Genomic DNA, 17,498 nt, shown 5'->3' with positions numbered 1-17,498 from the left:
TCCAACTCCTTAGGACCTGAAGCACGACGACGGCCGCCTCACCTTCGGGTGGGGCGGCCGTTTCACGTGCCGGGACTTCCGCCAGGACCGCAGCGGACGCATTCCAAGCGGATGACGGCCTCCTGCGTCGCTGCCCGATTCTTAGAGGCCGTTGCGTTCGATGGCCTGGCCAATAATGCGGGCCCCTTCCGGGAAGGCACCCGGGTTGGGTCCGGCGTAGTTGAGTCGGATGAAGGGCCCCGCCGGTTCGGCCGGGAACCATTCGGTGCCGGCGGCGATGATGACTCCCGCACTCTCGCAATCGCGGGTGAGCTGTTCGAGGTCGGTCCCGTCCGGCAGGCGCGCCCAGAGGTTCAGACCCCCCTTGGGAACCTGCTCGATGTGCGCCTGCGGGGCGTGCTCGCGCATGCTGGTGACCAGCAGGTCCCGGCGAGACTCAAGCTGGTGGCGGAGGCCGCGCAGGTGCGTCTGCCACCCGGGCTGCGTCACGACGTCGAGCGCTGCCGCCTGAAGCAGGCCGCTGACGTACATCGATTCCGCCGCCCGGTCGGCCAGGATGCGTTCGCGCGCCGGGCCGCGGGCGATGACTGCGGCGACACGGATCGCCGGGGATACGCTCTTCGTCAGAGAGCGAAGGTAAACAACGTGGCCGGAGTCGTCGCGCGCTGCGATGGGCACGGGGGTCGTCGTGATGCCGAAGTCATGGGCCCAGTCGTCCTCCACAAGGAACGCACCGTTCTCGCGTACGACGTCCAGGACTTGTTCGCCCCGCCGGGCGGGCCATTGCGCCCCGGTGGGGTTCGCGTAGTTGGGCTGTGCGTAGAACACGCGAGCGCCGGTCTCGTCAAAGGCGCGGGCCAGTTCTTCCGGCTCCGGACCGTCGGGGCCGCTGGGCACCGGGACTACGCGCACACCGGCCTGCGCGGCGGCCAGGATGGCGCCCCAATACGAGGGCGATTCCAGCAGCAGCGGCTGCCCCGTGCCCACCAGTGCGCTGAAGATGGAGCTCAGCCCGCTTTGGCTTCCAGGGAGTACGACGACGTCGCTCGGGTTCGGCGGTGTGGTCCCCGCCGGCGTCGAGGTGCCGAGCTCGTGTGCGAACCAGGACTGAAGCTCCGGCAGGCCGGCGGCGGGCGGACGGGACAGGGCTGCATCGCCGCGGGCCGCGCGCACGAGGGCGGCGCGCACGAGCCGCTCCGGCAGGAGTTCGCGGTCCGGGTAACCGGAGTGGAAGGAGATCGCATCATTCGGCACGGTGCGCATGGTGCTGGAGGCCGGGGGCAGCGGTGCCAGAGGTGACCGCAGCGCCGCAGTCTGCCAGCCGTAGTCGGACGGGCGTGCGGTCCGGACAGCCCGCACAAAGGTCCCGACGCCCGGCCGGCTCTCGATCAGGCCCTGCGCCGTGAGGGTCTGCAGGGCCTTCTGCACCGTCACGGGGCTGGCCTGGTATTCGGCCACCAGTGACCGCGTGGACGGCAGTCTGGATCCCGGTGCGGCCTTGGCGATCCATTCCCGCAGTCGCGTCGCTATCCGGGAACTGCTATCGTTGTTCATGAGAGACAATAGTAGCGCTACTACGCTTATTCGGCCAGTGATATCGCCACGACAACCCACGGGTCTGTGGTGGGGCCTCATCGGAGTAGCGGCCTTCTCTTTCACCGTTCCCTTCACCCGGGTGGCTGTCGCTGGACTGTCGCCGTTGTTCATCGGGTCCGGCCGGGCGGTCGTAGCCGCGGTCTTGGCCGCCTTCGCCCTCGCACTCACTCGGCAGCGACTCCCACGCGGCATGCAGTGGGCCCGACTCGCGGTGGTGGCCGCCGGCGTCGTCGTCGGTTTTCCCCTGCTCACGTCCTTCGCGCTTGCCACCACCCCCGCCAGCCACGGCGCCGTGGTGATTGCTCTTCTCCCGGCCGCGACGGCCACGGCGGCGGTTCTCCGTGGGCGCGAGCGTCCACCGCTGGCGTTCTGGCTCATCGCCGGCGTGGGCGCGCTGGCGGCCATCGTCTTCGCTTCCATGCAGTCCGGCGGCCTCGGGCAGCTGCACTGGGCGGACGTGCTGCTCCTCGGTGCCGTGGTGGCTGCGGCCATCGGCTACGCCGAGGGCGGCCTGCTGGCCCGCGAGCTCGGCGCGTGGCAGACGGTGTCCTGGGCCCTCGTCCTCGCATCGCCGCTGATGGTGTTCCTCGGCGCCCTCTCCGTGGCTCAGCAGCCGCCTTCCGCTACCCCGGTCCAGTGGCTGGCCTTCGCCTACCTCGGCGTCGTGAGCATGTTCCTTGGCTTCTTCGCCTGGTACCGCGGCCTGGCCATCGGACCGATGGCCCAGGTCAGCCAGGTCCAACTCATCCAGCCGGTCCTGAGCATCTGCTGGGCCGGGCTCCTGCTGGGCGAGAGCCTGACCTGGACCACCATCATCGGCGGCCTCGCCGTCATCCTCTGTGCCGGCATCGCGATCCGCGAACGGCTCAACCCGCCGCGCCGCCCGGCACAGAATCCCTGACGATTCAGACCCAACAGATCCTTAATCCAACAAAGGAAGTCCCCATGTACGTCCCAACGCATTTCGCAGCCGGCCCCGACGCAATCCATGATCTACTCACGCGGCCCGCCGCTGCCAATCTGGTCACTATGACCTCGCAGGGCCTGCTCGCCACACTGCTGCCGTTCGTCTTTGAGCCCTCGATTGGTGAACACGGCGCGCTGCACGGGCACCTTGCACGAAACAACGCCCAGTGGTCCGAACCCGCGATCGGGGAGGCACTCGCAATCCTCCAGGGCGCGGACGCCTACATCTCGCCCTCCTGGTACCCATCGAAGGCCGAACACGGACGCGTCGTGCCAACCTGGAACTACTCCACCGCCCATGTGTACGGCAAGCTGGTTATCCACGACGACCCGGCCTGGCTCAGCCATCACGTGAGGCGGCTGACCGACCTCAACGAAGCCGAGGCCGAGCGGCCCTGGTCCGTGGACGACGCACCTGAGCGCTACGTGTCCGGCCAGCTGCGCGCCATCGTGGGCGTCGAACTGCTGATCACAAGGATCGACGCGAAGACCAAACTCAGCCAGAACCGGCCCGACGCCGACGTCGATGGCGTCGTGGCAGGACTTAGGGCCCGAGGCCAAGCTGCGAGCGCGGCCGATGTGGAACGGGCAAATTCAGCCCGGCCGTCAGTCCGTGATTAGGACGCAGGTCTCCGTCTCCCGGGCGGGGCTCCGGGCGGCGCCGGTTGAAGACCCGTCCCGCGGCCACGGATCCCCCGTAGTTGACGGACCAAGGGGCCTTAGTCCGGGCACGAGCATGCCGGGCAAAAACACTGGAAGAATGGACGTATGACAGCCATCCTCCTGGCGTGGGACCCGGACCGCAGGAACGGCTGGAACCATGCCGCCGCCGTCGAACTGGTCACGGAAACGGGCCAGTGCCTGGCCACGTGGAGCGTGGCTGGCCAAGCGGACATCCGTTCCGGCACGGAAGCCTGGCTATGGCTGCAGGCCCGAACCCGCAGCGGGCTCCTCGGCCACGGCACGGTGGTCTCGGAGGACCTGCCGGTTGAGACACCAGATGAGCCGCCCGTCCGGACCGGCGGCGGGGAGCCTGAACTGGCTGCCACCGCGATGCGGCAGATCCGGGTGGACTTTGACGCTCTGCTGCCCGTCGGCGACCAGGTGCCGCCCCATGTTCTCGCTGAAGCCCTGCCCGGTCTGAACTGGGACGGCCAGGACCTGCCGGACATCTTCCTCGACGTGCTCGACGCGGCGCGTATTCGGAACGTATGGAAGGAGTTCGGCCCGGCTCCTGCCTCGGACCCCACCCATCCCGTGCCCGGCACGTACCCTGAGAGCGCTGTCAGCCGGGTGCAGGTTAACCGGTACGAGCGCAGCCCTGACGCGCGGCGGATCTGTGTGGCGCACCATGGGGAAAACTGCGCCGCCTGCGGCTTTTCCTTCGAAGCTGCCTACGGCGAGGCTGGCAGGGGCTTCATCCAGGTCCACCACATCGTTCCGGCCTCCCAGGTCGGCGGCGAGTACCAGCTGGATCCGGTCGCGGATTTGGTGCCGCTGTGCCCGAATTGCCACGCCGTGGCGCATCTGGGGGTGGGCACGCCGCGCACCGTGGCCGAGCTGAGGCGGATCATGGCCGGGGCCGGTTACCTGGCCGGGCAAATGGTGGCCGCGGAAGAGATTGAGGCCCAGCGGAACGCCCGGCTCATCCTGGAACAGCAGGAGTAGGCGCCGGTCGCCCCGGCCCCGGGGCCTCGCCGTCGTTCTGCAAGGGCCGGAAGACCCAAGTACCAAGGCGTCCTGAAGGTGTTCCGCAAATCGCTGGACTTCCGGATACCGGGCCGACAAGACTGTCTCTTAAGCAGGCAATCAGCTCCGCCGGCTCGACTCTTACCTTTTTCAATGACGTGAAAGGAAATACTCGTGGAGGCTCTGTCAGCTTTCTTCCCGCTAATATCGATCATCCTTGGGGTGCTGGTTGGCGTCGGCGCTATTTGGCTGGCCGTAAAACTGATGTGGAAGGTGGCCGAACCCAACGAGGCGCTCATCATTTCCGGCCTGACCCGCGGAACCCTTGAGAGCACGGACGGGATGGACTTCAAGATCGTTACCGGGAAAGGTGCGCTCGTGGTTCCGGGGCTGCAGACCGTCAGGGCCTTGTCCCTGACACTGAATGAAACCGAGCTCAAGGTTTCCTGTGTCACGTCCCAAGGCATCCAGGTCATTGTGGACGGTGTGGTCATTTACAAAATCGGCGATGCGCCCGCCTTCATTGCCAACGCGGCCAGAAGGTTTCTCGGCCAGCAGCCCAAAATGGAAAGCCAGGTCTACAACGTCTTCGAGGGCCATCTCAGGTCCATCATCGGCAGTATGACGGTGGAGGAAATCATCCGCGAGCGCGACAAGCTCGCGTCCCAGGTCCGCGGCGCCAGCGGCGTGGAAATGGAAAAGCTCGGCCTGGTGGTTGATTCGCTCCAGATAAAGGACCTGCAGGATCCCACGGGGTACATCCAAAATATCGCGAAGCCGCACATTGCACAGGTCAAAATGGAGGCCCGCATCGCCGAGGCCACCAGGAACCGGGAGGCGGCAGAGAAGGAAGCCGAAGCTGCGGCGCAGATCGCAGACGCCCAGAGCGTTTCGGCCATCAAGCAGTCCGTTGCCCAGGCCAATGCCGAACGTGCCAGGGCCAACGCGGCCCAGGCCGGACCGCTGGCGGACGCCACGGCGCGGCAGCAGGTGGTGGTCCAGGAGACCGAAGTGGCCAAGCTCGAGGCGGACCGCGAGGAACAGAAACTGCAGACCAGCATCCGCAAACCCGCGGACGCCAAGGCCTACGCCCAGCGCACCGAGGCGGAGGCTCAGAAGTCCGCTGACATCAGCGCCGCCGAAGCACGGGCCAAGCGGACCGAGCTCGAAGCGCAGGCCAACGCCCGGCGCGTGGAAGTCGAGGCGCAGGCCAACGCCACGGCCGCGGCTGCCATCGCGGGGGCCACCCGCGTGACAGGTGAAGCCGAAGCGGCCGCCACCAAAGCCCGCGGCGACGCAGCCGCGTCGGCAATCAAGGCCAAGGCCCTGGCGGAGGCGGACGGCATCAAGGCCCGCGGCGAGGCACTCGAAACCAACCAGGACGCCGTGATCGCCCAGCAGCTGGCGGAGAACATGCCGGCAATCGTGGCTGCCGCCGCAGAACCGTTCGGCCACGTCGGCCAGATGACGGTCCTTAACGGCGCGGACGGCGTCAACAGCATGCTCGGCGGCATCCTCTCCCAGGCCGGCACGTTCCTTCCCCGCCTTTCCTCGGCGCTCAAGAACGGTCAGGATCCTGCCAAGCATGCCCCGAAGCCTCCCAGTGCATAGGAATGTGGACCGGAGCCTCACCGGAAAGATCGGCAGGGTCACCGGGCGGATCGGGCCGGGCACCATCGGCGAAGTGATGCTTCCGTTCCGCGGCGGAACCAACGCCTTCCACGCGCACCCGTTCGATAAGACCAGCATCTTCCCGGTCGGTGACAAGGTCCTCGTCATTTACTTCGAGCCGCCGCAGACCGTGTATGTGGACGAGCTGCCGGACGTCCTGAGGTCCGACCCCGCCGTTTGAGCCCGTCGAAACCCTGGCCGTCGAAACCCGGTCTGCCGCCGGTTGAGCCCGTCGAAACCCCGGTCGCCCGCCGGTTGAGCCCGTCGAAACTCTGGCCCTCCTGTTAACCCAACCTTCCCCTTACCGTCACACCGCCTCCCCCGCAACGTCAGACGCCGGGCACACCGTGGAGGGGTGAGGATCGCAATAGTCGCTGAATCTTTCCTGCCGCTGATGAACGGGGTTACGCACTCCATCCTGCGGGTGCTGGAGCATCTGCAGGAGCGGGGAGACGAGGTGATGGTGATTGCGCCGTCGACGTCGGACACAGATGTTCTGGACGTTGTTTACGGCGCGTTTGTGCACCGGCTCCCCTCCGTCCCGCTGGCCGGGTACACGAATCTCCGAGTGGCGCTGGGCGGTGTGAACCGGGTCAAGAGAATCCTTGCCGATTACGCACCGGACGTGGTCCACCTGGCGTCACCGTTTGTACTCGGCTGGCGGGCAGCGCAGGCGGCGCAACAGCTCGGCATCCCGAGTGTGGCGATTTACCAGACCGAGGTTCCCAGCTACGCGGCGCGGTACGGGGTCCCCTTCCTCGAGAACTGGGCGTGGAACCGGGTGGAGAACATTCACCTGCTGGCCTCCCGGACGCTGGCGCCCTCCACTTTCGCGCTGAACCAGTTGCGCGGCCGCGGGATTCCGCGGGTGGACATGTGGCGGCGCGGTGTGGATACCGCGCGGTTCTCGCCAGAAAAGCGCGACGACGGCTGGCGGGCTTCCGTGGCTCCCGGCGGTGAACGGATCATCGGCTATGTGGGCAGGCTGGCCATCGAGAAGCAGGTGGAGGACCTGGCGGTGCTGGCCGACATCCCCGGCACCCGGCTGGTCGTTGTGGGTGACGGGCCGCAGCGTGCCGCCCTGGAAGAGGCTCTTCCCGGTGCCGTGTTCGCGGGGTTCCTCGGCGGCGAGGAGCTGGCCCGGGCGGTGGCATCCTTCGACCTGTTCGTGCATCCGGGCGAGTTCGAGACGTTCTGCCAGACCATCCAGGAGGCCATGGCATCGGGTGTGCCGGTGGTGGCCACAGGCCGCGGCGGGCCGCTGGATCTAGTGGAGAACTCCCGCACCGGGTGGCTGTACGAACCCGGCGATCTGGCCGGACTGCGCCGGCACGTCGTGGACCTGATGGGCGACGACGCCAAGCGCCGTGCGTTCGCGGCGGCGGCGCACGCTTCGGTCCAGGGCCGGACGTGGCCGGCGCTCAGCGCGGAACTGGTCCGGCATTACAAGGCAGTCATCGCCGGCACACCGGTTTCGACGGGCCCTACCAGCGAAATCTACAACCTCCCGCCGGTTGAGCGTCTCGATCCCGAGGCCCTCCGCACCAACCCCGCCCGCAGCACCGAAGGAGCCGCCCTGTGAAAATCTCCGTGATCGGCTGCGGCTACCTCGGCGCCGTGCACGCCGCCACTCTCGCCTCGATGGGCCACACCGTGGTGGGGATCGACGTCGACCCCGCCAAGGTGGACCATCTCGCCAGGGGCACCGCGCCCTTCTTCGAGCCTGGGCTGGACGAGCTCCTCAGCGACGGCCGCACCACCGGCCGGCTCACCTTCTCCACGGACTTCGCCGACGCCGCAGACGCCCGGGTCCACTTCCTCTGCGTGGGCACCCCGCAGTCCAAAACCTCCGACGGCGCCGACCTCAGCTACCTGGTCTCCGCCACCCGAACGCTCCTTCCGCACCTGGGCCGCGGTGCCGCCGTCGTCGGTAAATCGACCGTGCCCGTGGGCACCGTCGACATGCTCGGCAAGATGCTCGCCCGCCGGCCTGACGTCCTGCTCGGCTGGAACCCGGAGTTCCTGCGACAGGGAACCGCGGTAAAGGACACGCTGGTGCCGGACCGGCTCGTGTACGGCGTGGCGGGCGGCAAGGAATCCGCCTTCGCGCGAGGGAGCGGAATTGCGCGGGGTGTGACCGCCGTGCTGGATGCCGTCTACGAGCCGCTGCTGTGCGCTGGCATTCCGAGGCTGGTCTGCAACTTCGCCACGGCGGAACTGATCAAATCGGCGTCGAACGCGTACCTGGCCACGAAGGTCAGCTTCATCAACGCGATGTCCGAGTTGTGTGATGCCTCCGGCGCTGACGTGAGCGAGCTCAGCGAGGCGATGGGCCTTGATCCGCGTATCGGGAACCGGTATCTGCACGCGGGTCTGGGGTTCGGCGGCGGCTGTCTTCCGAAGGATATCCGTAGCCTCAAGACGCAGGCTTCTTCACTGGGCGTTGGTGCGGTGAGCGACTGGATGGGGCTGGTGGATTCCATCAACACTGGGCAGCGGAGCCGGACGGTGCACCTCGCCCGTGACCTCTGCGACGGGCACCTGGCCGGGCGGACGGTGACCGTGCTGGGCGCCGCGTTCAAGCCGGACACTGACGACATCCGCGACTCCCCCGCCCTGGACGTCGCCCTCCAACTCGCTGCGGCCGGGGCGCACGTGACGGTGACGGACCCCAAGGCCATCAACAACGCGTGGATGCGCTACCCGCAGCTGCGCTTCGAGTCAGCTCCTGGGCGGGCGCTGGAGGGTGCCGAACTGGTGCTGTTGCTGACCGAGTGGGACCAGTACCGCACCATGTCGCCGGCCCTCGTTGGGCAGCTGGTACGACGGCGGACGGTGCTGGACGCACGCAACGTGCTGGACGCTGCGGCTTGGGAAGCGGAAGGCTGGACAGTGCGCGGGCTGGGGACGAACGCCCGGCCGGTTGCGGCGCCGGTTTCGACAAGCTCAACCAGCGGCAGCCAGACCCGCTGATCGAGCCTGTCGAGATCAAGGGACAGCCGGTTTCGACAAGCTCAACCAGCGGCGGCCAGACCCGCTGATCGAGCCTGTCGAGATCAAGGGACAGCCGGTTTCGACAAGCTCAACCAGCGGCGGCCAGACCCGCTGATCGAGCCTGTCGAGATCAAGGGACAGCCGGTTTCGACAAGCTCAACCAGCGGCGGCCAGACCCGCTGATCGAGCCTGTCGAGATCAAGGGACAGCCGGTTTCGACAAGCTCAACCAGCGGCGGCCAGACCCGCTGATCGAGCCTGTCGAGATCAAGGGACAGCCGGTTTCGACAAGCTCAACCAGCGGCGTTGCTCATGCACCGGAGGTGCCCAGCACCGCCCACCCATAAGCCGGCAGACTCACAGCGTCCCTGCCTGGCTGTTTCTCGCCCCGGCCTGCCAGCAACCCTGTAGCCGGCTTGGGCACAGCCAGTCGGGCCGGTTCACCGGACAGGTTCAGGGCCACGACCAGGGCGCCGCCGTTGGCGCGGGCTTCGAAAACAAGGTGCTCGTTGCTGAGGGTCAGAACCTCGGTGTGCGCGCCGTGCAGCCACGGGTGGCGCCGGCGGAGGCTGATCAGTTCCTGGTGCACGTGGTAGACGGGCCGCCCCACCGTTGCCAGATCCGAGGGCGCGGCGGGGAAAGCCGGCCGGACGGCGTCGTCTCCCCCGGCTCTGTCCTCCTTGACGCCGCGGAATGCCTGCTCGTCGCCGTAGTAGATGGAAGGCGTTCCCCCGATTGTCAGGAGTACGGTGAGGGCGAGCGGCAGCAGGTCCGGATTCTCCAGCTTGCTCGCGATGCGGGTGACGTCGTGGTTCCCTACGAAGGTCAGGGGCACAAAGGTATCGAGGAACCTGTTGTGCCGTTCCAGTGCCGCCGCGAGCTCGTAAAAGTTACCGTCGTTGAGTGAGCTCCAGATGGCCTTCCAGAGTTCATACTGCGTGACCGAATCCAGGGTGCTCGCGCGCACTTCCGCCGCGTAGTCCCCGTGAATGTACTCGCCGAGGAAATACGCCTCCGGATACTCGCGCCGTACCTCCGCCAGGACAGGCTTCCAGAACGACGGCGGGACCGCGTACGCCGCGTCGAGGCGCCACCCGTCGGCGCCGCGGCCGAGCCAGTGCTTCATCACGTCCGTGACGAAGTGGGCGACCTCGGGTTCTTCGTGGTTCAGCGCCACTAGGTGATGGTGGCCCTCGAAGTCTTCGTACTCTGGCTCGCTCCCCGGGGACCAGGCGGAGTCCGGCCATGTCAGCCGGAACCAGGAGGCCGTGGCTGCCTGCGGGCCTTCGGCGAGAACGCGCTGGAACGGCTCGAAGCTGCGGCCGGTGTGGTTGAAGACGCCGTCGAGCAGGACCTTGAGACCCCGCGCGTGCGCCTGCGCAATCAGTTCGTCAAAGTCGGCGTCGTCGCCCAGGCGGGGGTCGATGGTGTAGTAGTCCGTGGTGTCGTATCCGTGCGATTCCGACGAAAAGACGGGACCGAGCGCCAGCCCGGACGCCCCGAGCTCCACCACATAGTCAAGCCACGGGAGCAGCTGCCCGAGGCGGTGGGTCACCGGTTGTTCCGGGGCCATCCCGGGTTCGGCCCCGACGAAGCCGAGCGGATACACCTGCCACCAGATGGCGTGCTGGACCCATTCGGGCTCGGTCATAAGGAATCCTTCCGTCAAAGCCCAAACATACCCTGAGGTTCTGACAAGAATGGGAACACTTCCGGCGGGACGGCGCCCCCTAGTCACCCAGAAGCGACTCGACTTGGAGCAGGAACTTCAGTCCGCCGTCAGTGAGCACAGGCGGCTTGGTCCAGCGCGGCTCGGGATGAACCAGGTCGAGACATTCCAGCGTCCACCGGATGTCAAGGTAAAGATCCTGGGCCAAGTCAAGAGGGACGGAGTTTCCGGAAGTCATCGGGAACCCCGCTCGCTCCAGCGAATCGGCAATGATCCGCTCGCGCCTGTCCCCCGCCGGCGTGGAACCGTCGATCATCCACTGGACCACGAGTGCGGTCACCAATCTCATGGCGTCTTCTTTCGGGAAAGCCACTCGCTCGACGATGTAGTCCCAAAGTGGCCGCCCGCCGTCGTGCATTTTTCGAGCCGCAGGCGTCAGGTGAAGGCGCCCTTTCAGCTTCCTGATGAGCTTCCACGCCTGCAGCTGTTCACGGAGACGCAGAACGGGCAACGTCTGGACCTCGCGGTTCGCTTTTCCCGGCCACCTATACTCCCACCCGAGCTCATCCATCGTCTGCCGGACCACGGCCGGTTTGAGGTAGCCGTCCTTGGTGAGTTCCAGACCGGCCGGAGGCATCTGGCCAAGCAACCAGAGGACGGGACGGAGCACGGCACTGAGTTCAGCGTCGGAAAGCGGTTCCGGCCACATTTTCCGGCTCAGCGCGCGAAGCCGCCTGTTGATGTCGGCCAAGTCCACAAATGAGGGGTTAAACGTGCCGCCACCGTCACCGGTCGCGAACTTGTACCGGGCCGCCATCTCCTGATGATCGTGGTGGCCCGGATCGGCCAGGACTTCGATCAGCCGCCGGTATCCGCCGATTCCGCCGGCGTCCTCCACCGGGCCGCGGTTGGCGCCCTCGACACAAATCATGGTGCAGGCCGGTACCGAGGCCTCACCCAGGACTTCGACTTCGTGGATCCATGAGTCACCGAAGTCATACTCGTACTCCAGTTTCGCGGGGCCAGGATTGCGGGTGTCCGCCAGTTCAAAGAGCACGACGCCGGACGCGGGCTCCGCGTCGGTGTCCTCTGCCGCTTCACTAGGTCCCATGATGCTTCGGTAACTGCCGTGGCGGTCGACGGCGGTGATGGCGTAGAGGTGCCGGTCCTCCCAGCCGAAGGCCACCTGGATGGCGCTGTGAAGTTCGGGAACAGTAATGGTCTCCGGGACGTGCAACCGGCGCCAGATAAGTGGTTCGGTGCCCCGGATGCTGATGCGGAGATCGTAGGCTGGGACAGTGCCGGCTGGTTCCATGCTGGCTATTTTGCCAGAGGGTGCCGGGTCGGATGCTCCGGTTGATTGGCTGGCGGACACCGCGGGGTAGAGCCTGTCAGGTCAGCCCTCTATGATTTCCCCAAGGGGGTTGGCACTCAATGAAGGATTCGTGGTCTCACACGGTGGTCGGTTAATGGATGCTCCTTTGCGGCCCGAGCAGCATGAGGATCCGCGTCCGCACTACCAGGCAATCTTCGATGCGCTTCCGGACGCCGTGCTGGTCATCGCCGAGGACGGCGTCATCAGCTTGGCCAACACCGCGGCGGAAAACATGTTTGGGTATACCCGGCAGGAGCTGGTCGGCCAGAATCACCGCTTCATCCTTGCTGAAGGTTTTCGCGACGGCTTCGAGCGGCTCTTCGCCAGCCTCCGCCGCGGGCACGGAACGGCCGACGGCGCCGCGGGCCACCATCCGTTTGAGACCTATGGCCTCCGCCGCGACGGCACAGAGTTCCAGGGCGAGGTGGCCTGTTCCCTGCTCGGCTCGGAGCAGGGCGCTTCCATGACCGTGGCCGTACGAACCACAGCGCACCGCAAGGAGGCCGACGCCGGGTTGCGGGAGGCAATGTCGTTGCTCAGCGCCACATTGGAGTCGACGGCCGACGGCATCCTGGTGGTGGGCTCGGACGGCCAAATCGCCGGCCTCAACGATCAGTTTGTGTCCATGTGGGGAATTCCGCGTGAGCTGTTGGCCACGCATGACGACGAGGCTGTGATGGGGTTCGTGCTGGGTCAGCTCTCAGACCCCGCGACGTTTCTGGACAAGGTGCATGAGCTCTACACCCATCCCACCGCTGAAAGCCACGACGTCCTTGAGTTCATTGACGGGCGAACGTTCGAGCGGTATTCGCGTCCGCAGAAGGTTGACCACCAGGTAGTTGGCCGGGTGTGGAGCTTCCGCGATGTCACACCGCGGCGCAAAGCGCAGGAGCAGGCCCGGCAGGCGTTATCGGACCTTGCCGCGCAGGCGGCCCAGCTCAAGGCGATGGCGTTCCAGGACCCGTTGACCGGGCTGGCCAACCGCAAGCTGTTCCACGACCAGCTGACCGAGGCCCTGCACGGCGAGTGCAGTGCCGCCGTCGACGTCCTTCTCCTGGATCTGGACGACTTCAAGGAGGTCAACGACATTCTGGGCCACCACGCCGGGGACCAGATGCTGATCGAGGTGGCCCGGCGTTTGCGGTCCTGCGTTGGGTCCGAGGACACTGTGGCCCGTCTCGGCGGCGACGAATTCGTGGTGCTCCTGACGGGTTCGCAGGACGCAGAGTCGGTGGCGGCGTGCATTGTGGAATCCCTGAATGTGCCGGTATGGATCGAGGGGGCCATGCTGCGGCCCAGCCTGAGCCTGGGACTCGCTTCAATGAGCCAGGATGCTGTAGTCGCTTCGGAGCTGCTGCGCCACGCAGACGTGGCCATGTATGCGGCGAAGGCTGCCGGCAAGAACCGCTACATGCGGTTTGAACCTGAGATGATGACGGCGCTAGTCCAGCGGACTGACATGGAGGCCGGCCTGCGGCTCGCCGTGGACAACGGCGAGCTCACGGTCAACTTCCAGCCCATTGTGTCACCTCTGCTTGAATCCGTGACCCAGTTCGAGGCGCTTGCCCGGTGGGACCGGGACGGGGAGAGGATCCCGCCGTCGCTGTTCATTCCGGCGGCGGAGCGCAGCGGGCTGATGTCCGCCATCGGCACGCATATGCTGCAGGAAAGCTTCACCCAGCTGCGGCCCTGGCTCGCCGGCGACCCCAGACACTCCCTGGCGGTGAACGTTTCCGGAACGCAGTTGAAGGAGCGCGACTTCGCCGATGGTGTGCTCTGCCTTGCGGAATCCTGCGGCATGGACGCCAGGCAGCTCGTGCTAGAAGTCACGGAGAGTGTGTTCTTCGACCCCGATGAGCACGTCATCGAGCAGTTGGGCTGCCTGCGCCGGGCGGGTGTGAGGGTGGCGCTGGATGACTTTGGAACCGGCTATTCATCGCTGGGCCGGCTTCAGGACCTGCCCGTGGACGCCGTGAAGATTGACCGGTCCTTTGTCTCCATGATCCGAACGGGCGCGGAGAAGCTGCCGATTCTCAGTTCCATGATCAACATGGCCCACAGCCTGGGCCTGACCGTCACGGCGGAAGGCGTCGAGACGGCAGCCCAGGCCGCCTATCTGACGGACCTGCGCTGCGATTCTATGCAGGGCTACCTGTTCTCCCACCCGGAACCCGAGACAGGACTGGAACTCGCCATCCTGCGCTCGGCGGACGCCATCGACGCGCTGGAGGAGCTCCGGCTCAAGCGGTGAGGGCAGGCCGCCGGTTGAGGCTGCCGAAACCCTGGATCTCGACAAGCTCGATCAGCAAAGTCTCAACTCCACGAGCGCCCGAGCAATTACCGCTTCTCGCAGGAGATGCCGTCGTTGTCGCGGTCAAGGTCGTATTCGCGGAGATAGCGCTTCGGTGCACCGTCGTTGTACGCGTAAACAGTGTTATTGACCGTGAAGTTAGTGACTGGTCTGCCGGAGGTCCGGTCCCGGGCGCCCTTCCTGCCCACACCGTGGGGATAGACGCGGTTGAGTTCAGTGCAGTTCTTGTACGACCTCGGTGCCGGGGCAGCATTTGCCGGCACGGAAACAGTCAACAGCAGGCCCGCGGCCGCCACAGTTGCCACGAGAATTATCTTCACGCTCATAAGAATGACTCCCCCATTGAAAAACGCCTCCGGCCACTGGTCGGCGGGAGCTAGAGGAATGCTATCCCATGCCGGCGCTCCTTCAGCGCTGGCAGAACGAAATACTTGCATCAGCCGTGTCATATTTCGAGGAACCATTGACGACGGATCGGCCGGTGCTACGCTCGCCTCACACTGCGCACACCTTGTGAATTAATGGGGCATCAATGAACACGAGCCAGTACTTCAGCGCGCGCAAAAGCGCTTTCCTCGACGGACCAGCTGCCCGCGCACGCGTCAAATGGCTGGCCCTGCCAAGCCTGCTGCTGCTGCTGACAGTGACCGCCTGTGGCAATGGAGCGGCGGCCAGCAGCAGCGTTCTGGCCAACGGTGGCACTGGCAGCCGCAGGTAGCCACGGAAACTCCTTCAGAGAGCACGCTGGCAATGACCCCGTGTGCGTCAGAAAAGGACCAGATGCCGCAGTCGTCGGAGGCCTTCATCTGCACCAAGGACGCCTCCGGCCAGCTCGTGTGGCTCGAAGCATCCGCCTCCAAAGCCGTCACGGACCAGCGGGCTGCGGACGTTTTAGCCAAAGCTGCCAAGGCCAAGGCCGCTGCCACGAAAGTTGCCGCTGCCAAGGCCGCAGCGAAGGCTGCGGCCGACAAGGCCGCGAAGCTGGCAGCCGAAAAGGCTGCGGCAAAGAAAGCTGCCGCGGCCGCCCGAGTTGCGTCGCAGCGAGCTGCCGAGGCTCGAGCTGCACGGGATGCAGCCGCCGCCCAGGCCGCGGCGGAACAGGCTGCCCAGCAGGCGCTGGTAGCGCCTCCGGGGCCGGCGGCATCGGACTGCGACCCTAACTACTCGGGCGAATGCGTGCCCATCGCATCAGACGTCGACTGTTCAGGGGGCAGCGGCAACGGCCCCGCCTACGTGCAGGGACCGGTCCAGGTCGTTGGCACTGATATCTACCGGTTGGACGGCAACCACGACGGCTACGGCTGCGAGGGCTGACCCCGGCCACTGGTTGGGCCTGTCGAAACCCTGGATCTCGACAAGCTCGATCAGCGGCTACCGGCGGTCGAGCTCAGGCCTCTCCACGGGCTCCTCTGCCTTGACCATCTCCGCGCTCCGGTCCCACAGCTCCCGCGCGATCTCAGCGTCGTACGCCTGTTTGTTGGCCTTCGCCAAGGCCCGCTTGGCGTAGTACGCACCGGGCACCCAGTCCTGGCCGGGGGTTGACGTGGCGAGCCACACCAGCGTGTCGGCGCCCTGTTCTGAAGTCAGCAGGAAGCGGTTGAGGAATGTCTTGTAGGCGTGCCGCATCCAGCTGGTCGAGTCCGCGGCGAAGTTGGTGGCGACAACGCCGGGATGGAAGGCCGCCGTCGAAATTCCTGCCGCGCCGAAGCGGTTCTGCAGCTCCGACGTGAACAGGATGTTCGCGAGTTTGGCCGTGCCGTAAGCGCGGTTCGTCGAGTACTTCCGGGCGGATTGGAGGTCGGCCAGATCAAGGTTCCCGAACGCGTTGGCGCCACTGGCGGTGTTGATGACCGTTGCGCTGCTGGCCACCAGCACGTCCATGAGTTCAGTGGTAAGCAGGAACGGGGCCAGGTGGTTGATTTGGAAGGTCTTCTCGTAGCCATCCACGGTGAGCTCGCGCTGGCCCATGATGCCGCCGGCGTTGTTGACCAGCACATCAATCCGCGCGTACTTTTCCTTCAGCGCGGTGGCCAGGTCACGCACCTGCGACAGCTCGGCGAAGTCGCTGATGAAGTAATCGGCTCCCAGCCCGGCGGCCACCGCCTTGGTCTTTTCGGGAGAACGGCCGACGACGACGATCCGCTCGCCTGCCTTCGCCAGGTTCCGCGCGGCTGCTGCGCCGATACCGTCGCTGGCTCCGGTGATGACGATGGTGCGCTGGGGCATGAATTGTCCTTTGACGTCGGTGGTTGAACGTGCGGGGAACCTGGAATACCTGCCCCACATCCCGCTCACACAACGACATCCGGCCGGGTTATGTTCCGCGGCCGGATGTCGGGTATTTCAACGGGCACTGAGAATGTGAGATGACTATATATTCAACGGCCCCCTCAGGCTAAGCGCGTTGCCAGCATTGAGCAATTTCGGGCCGATCCCCAGCATTTCCTCGGTTGATCGCAACAACGAGTAGTGGCTGTAGGAGCCCTGCACAACCGTGCCCGTGACCACCGACGGTGCCACGACGAAATTGGGGAGGGGCGTGTCTTCGTCGAAAAGCACAAATACGGCGGTACGTCCTGCCTGGTAGCTCTGGCTGGCCAGGATGATGGGCAGCCATCTGGAAAGCCAGGTGTCGCCGGTAGCGATGCTGCAGTCATGCATGTCATTGCAGACGTTCGGGGTGAGGAAGGAGAAAGCCGGCAGGGTGTTGTTGGCGAGGTCCCCGGCAAGGTTTCCCGAAGTCGTGGTACCCATGGGCACGTTGTTGGAGGCACAGGCGGTTCTGTCCCCCGGTCCCTGGTAGTAAATTTCGGGGTTGTGCCGTTCCGCGTACAGGCCGGACGCACTCAGTCTGCAGTTCGATGGCATGTCTTCCATATAGCTCTTCTGCGACTGGCCCGAAGCCCTCACTTGCCGGAAGATGTTGTCGGCTGTTATCGGTGGCAGGCCGCTCGGATTGGAGTCTGACGTGACGCCCTGGGTGCTCCCGGATGTCATGGCCAGATAGCTTGGTAGCGACGGCAAGCCTAGTCCCGCGTCACTCCAGGTGGACACTGAGGCACACAGCCTGGCGGTTTGTGTCATGTACGGCGCGTTGGCGCTCCCGATGACCTGCGAGTACGTCTTGTTCTCGAAGAGCACCCAGATGACATGGTCGTATGTCGCCGGCGGTGCTGCCGTCTGTCCGCAGGCATTTGTTGCCGGAGGTGGTGGTGGCGGGGGCGGCGG

The 17,498-nt window shown here is 65.8% G+C and carries 16 protein-coding genes; 10 read left to right on the top strand and 6 right to left on the bottom strand.

Annotated features, from left to right (window positions below; genetic code table 11):
- Window positions 1-141: 141 nt before the first annotated feature.
- The gene (locus LQ144_RS02955) at window positions 142-1,554 is read right to left on the bottom strand and encodes a PLP-dependent aminotransferase family protein (protein WP_230117071.1); all 1,413 of its coding nucleotides are present in this window, start codon (window positions 1,552-1,554) and stop codon (window positions 142-144) included.
- On the opposite strand from LQ144_RS02955, the gene LQ144_RS02950 reads away from it, so the two are divergent.
- The 7 genes from LQ144_RS02950 (at window position 1,553) to LQ144_RS02920 (ending at window position 8,895) form a co-directional block, all read left to right on the top strand.
- On the top strand, window positions 1,553-2,497 hold the full coding sequence (locus tag LQ144_RS02950; protein WP_230117070.1) for a DMT family transporter: 945 nt from the start codon (window positions 1,553-1,555) through the stop codon (window positions 2,495-2,497). The two genes, LQ144_RS02955 and LQ144_RS02950, sit on opposite strands and share 2 nt — an antisense overlap.
- A gap of 44 nt (window positions 2,498-2,541) precedes the next feature.
- Complete coding sequence (locus LQ144_RS02945; protein WP_230117069.1) at window positions 2,542-3,183, top strand: FMN-binding negative transcriptional regulator; 642 nt, start codon at window positions 2,542-2,544, stop codon at window positions 3,181-3,183.
- A 147-nt stretch (window positions 3,184-3,330) separates the two neighbouring features.
- Entirely contained in the window at window positions 3,331-4,230 is a 900-nt protein-coding gene (locus tag LQ144_RS02940; RefSeq protein WP_230117068.1) for an HNH endonuclease, read from the top strand.
- A gap of 195 nt (window positions 4,231-4,425) precedes the next feature.
- Entirely contained in the window at window positions 4,426-5,862 is a 1,437-nt protein-coding gene (locus tag LQ144_RS02935) for a flotillin family protein (RefSeq protein ID WP_230117067.1), read from the top strand.
- A complete protein-coding gene (locus tag LQ144_RS02930; protein WP_230117183.1) occupies window positions 5,855-6,103 on the top strand; it encodes a hypothetical protein in 249 nt (82 codons plus the stop codon). The genes LQ144_RS02935 and LQ144_RS02930 overlap by 8 nt, the downstream gene beginning before the upstream one ends.
- A 174-nt stretch (window positions 6,104-6,277) precedes the next feature.
- Window positions 6,278-7,504: a glycosyltransferase family 1 protein gene (locus LQ144_RS02925; protein ID WP_230117066.1), complete on the top strand. Its 1,227-nt coding sequence runs from the start codon at window positions 6,278-6,280 to the stop codon at window positions 7,502-7,504.
- On the top strand, window positions 7,501-8,895 hold the full coding sequence (locus tag LQ144_RS02920) for a UDP-glucose/GDP-mannose dehydrogenase family protein (RefSeq protein ID WP_230117065.1): 1,395 nt from the start codon (window positions 7,501-7,503) through the stop codon (window positions 8,893-8,895). Before LQ144_RS02925 ends, LQ144_RS02920 begins: the two co-directional genes overlap by 4 nt.
- Window positions 8,896-9,225: 330 nt before the next feature.
- On the opposite strand, the gene LQ144_RS02915 is transcribed toward LQ144_RS02920, so the two are convergent.
- Window positions 9,226-10,566: an alpha-amylase family glycosyl hydrolase gene (locus LQ144_RS02915; protein ID WP_230117064.1), complete on the bottom strand. Its 1,341-nt coding sequence runs from the start codon at window positions 10,564-10,566 to the stop codon at window positions 9,226-9,228.
- A gap of 79 nt (window positions 10,567-10,645) precedes the next feature.
- Window positions 10,646-11,899, bottom strand: a complete 1,254-nt coding sequence (locus LQ144_RS02910) for a plasmid pRiA4b ORF-3 family protein (protein WP_230117063.1) — start codon at window positions 11,897-11,899, stop codon at window positions 10,646-10,648.
- A 154-nt stretch (window positions 11,900-12,053) separates the two neighbouring features.
- Between LQ144_RS02910 and LQ144_RS02905 the strand changes: the two genes are divergently transcribed.
- The gene (locus LQ144_RS02905; protein WP_230117062.1) at window positions 12,054-14,210 is read left to right on the top strand and encodes an EAL domain-containing protein; all 2,157 of its coding nucleotides are present in this window, start codon (window positions 12,054-12,056) and stop codon (window positions 14,208-14,210) included.
- Between the two features lie 86 nt (window positions 14,211-14,296).
- Here LQ144_RS02905 and LQ144_RS02900 read toward each other — a convergent pair whose 3' ends face one another.
- On the bottom strand, window positions 14,297-14,596 hold the full coding sequence (locus LQ144_RS02900; protein ID WP_230117061.1) for an excalibur calcium-binding domain-containing protein: 300 nt from the start codon (window positions 14,594-14,596) through the stop codon (window positions 14,297-14,299).
- Window positions 14,597-14,802: 206 nt separating this feature from the next.
- On the opposite strand from LQ144_RS02900, the gene LQ144_RS02895 reads away from it, so the two are divergent.
- Both LQ144_RS02895 and LQ144_RS02890 read left to right on the top strand, forming a co-directional pair.
- On the top strand, window positions 14,803-14,988 hold the full coding sequence (locus LQ144_RS02895) for a hypothetical protein (RefSeq protein WP_230117060.1): 186 nt from the start codon (window positions 14,803-14,805) through the stop codon (window positions 14,986-14,988).
- A gap of 62 nt (window positions 14,989-15,050) precedes the next feature.
- A complete protein-coding gene (locus tag LQ144_RS02890) occupies window positions 15,051-15,584 on the top strand; it encodes a hypothetical protein (protein ID WP_230117059.1) in 534 nt (177 codons plus the stop codon).
- Window positions 15,585-15,641: 57 nt separating this feature from the next.
- Here LQ144_RS02890 and LQ144_RS02885 read toward each other — a convergent pair whose 3' ends face one another.
- Complete coding sequence (locus tag LQ144_RS02885; RefSeq protein WP_230117058.1) at window positions 15,642-16,496, bottom strand: SDR family NAD(P)-dependent oxidoreductase; 855 nt, start codon at window positions 16,494-16,496, stop codon at window positions 15,642-15,644.
- A 144-nt stretch (window positions 16,497-16,640) separates the two neighbouring features.
- A complete protein-coding gene (locus LQ144_RS02880; protein ID WP_290369703.1) occupies window positions 16,641-17,354 on the bottom strand; it encodes an alkaline phosphatase family protein in 714 nt (237 codons plus the stop codon).
- Window positions 17,355-17,498 lie beyond the last annotated feature (144 nt).

This window comes from Arthrobacter sp. Bi83, assembly GCF_918698095.1.
Taxonomy (GTDB): domain Bacteria; phylum Actinomycetota; class Actinomycetes; order Actinomycetales; family Micrococcaceae; genus Arthrobacter.
The sequence above is the reverse complement of the archived record's forward strand: the minus strand, read 5'-3'. Positions and strand labels throughout refer to the sequence as shown.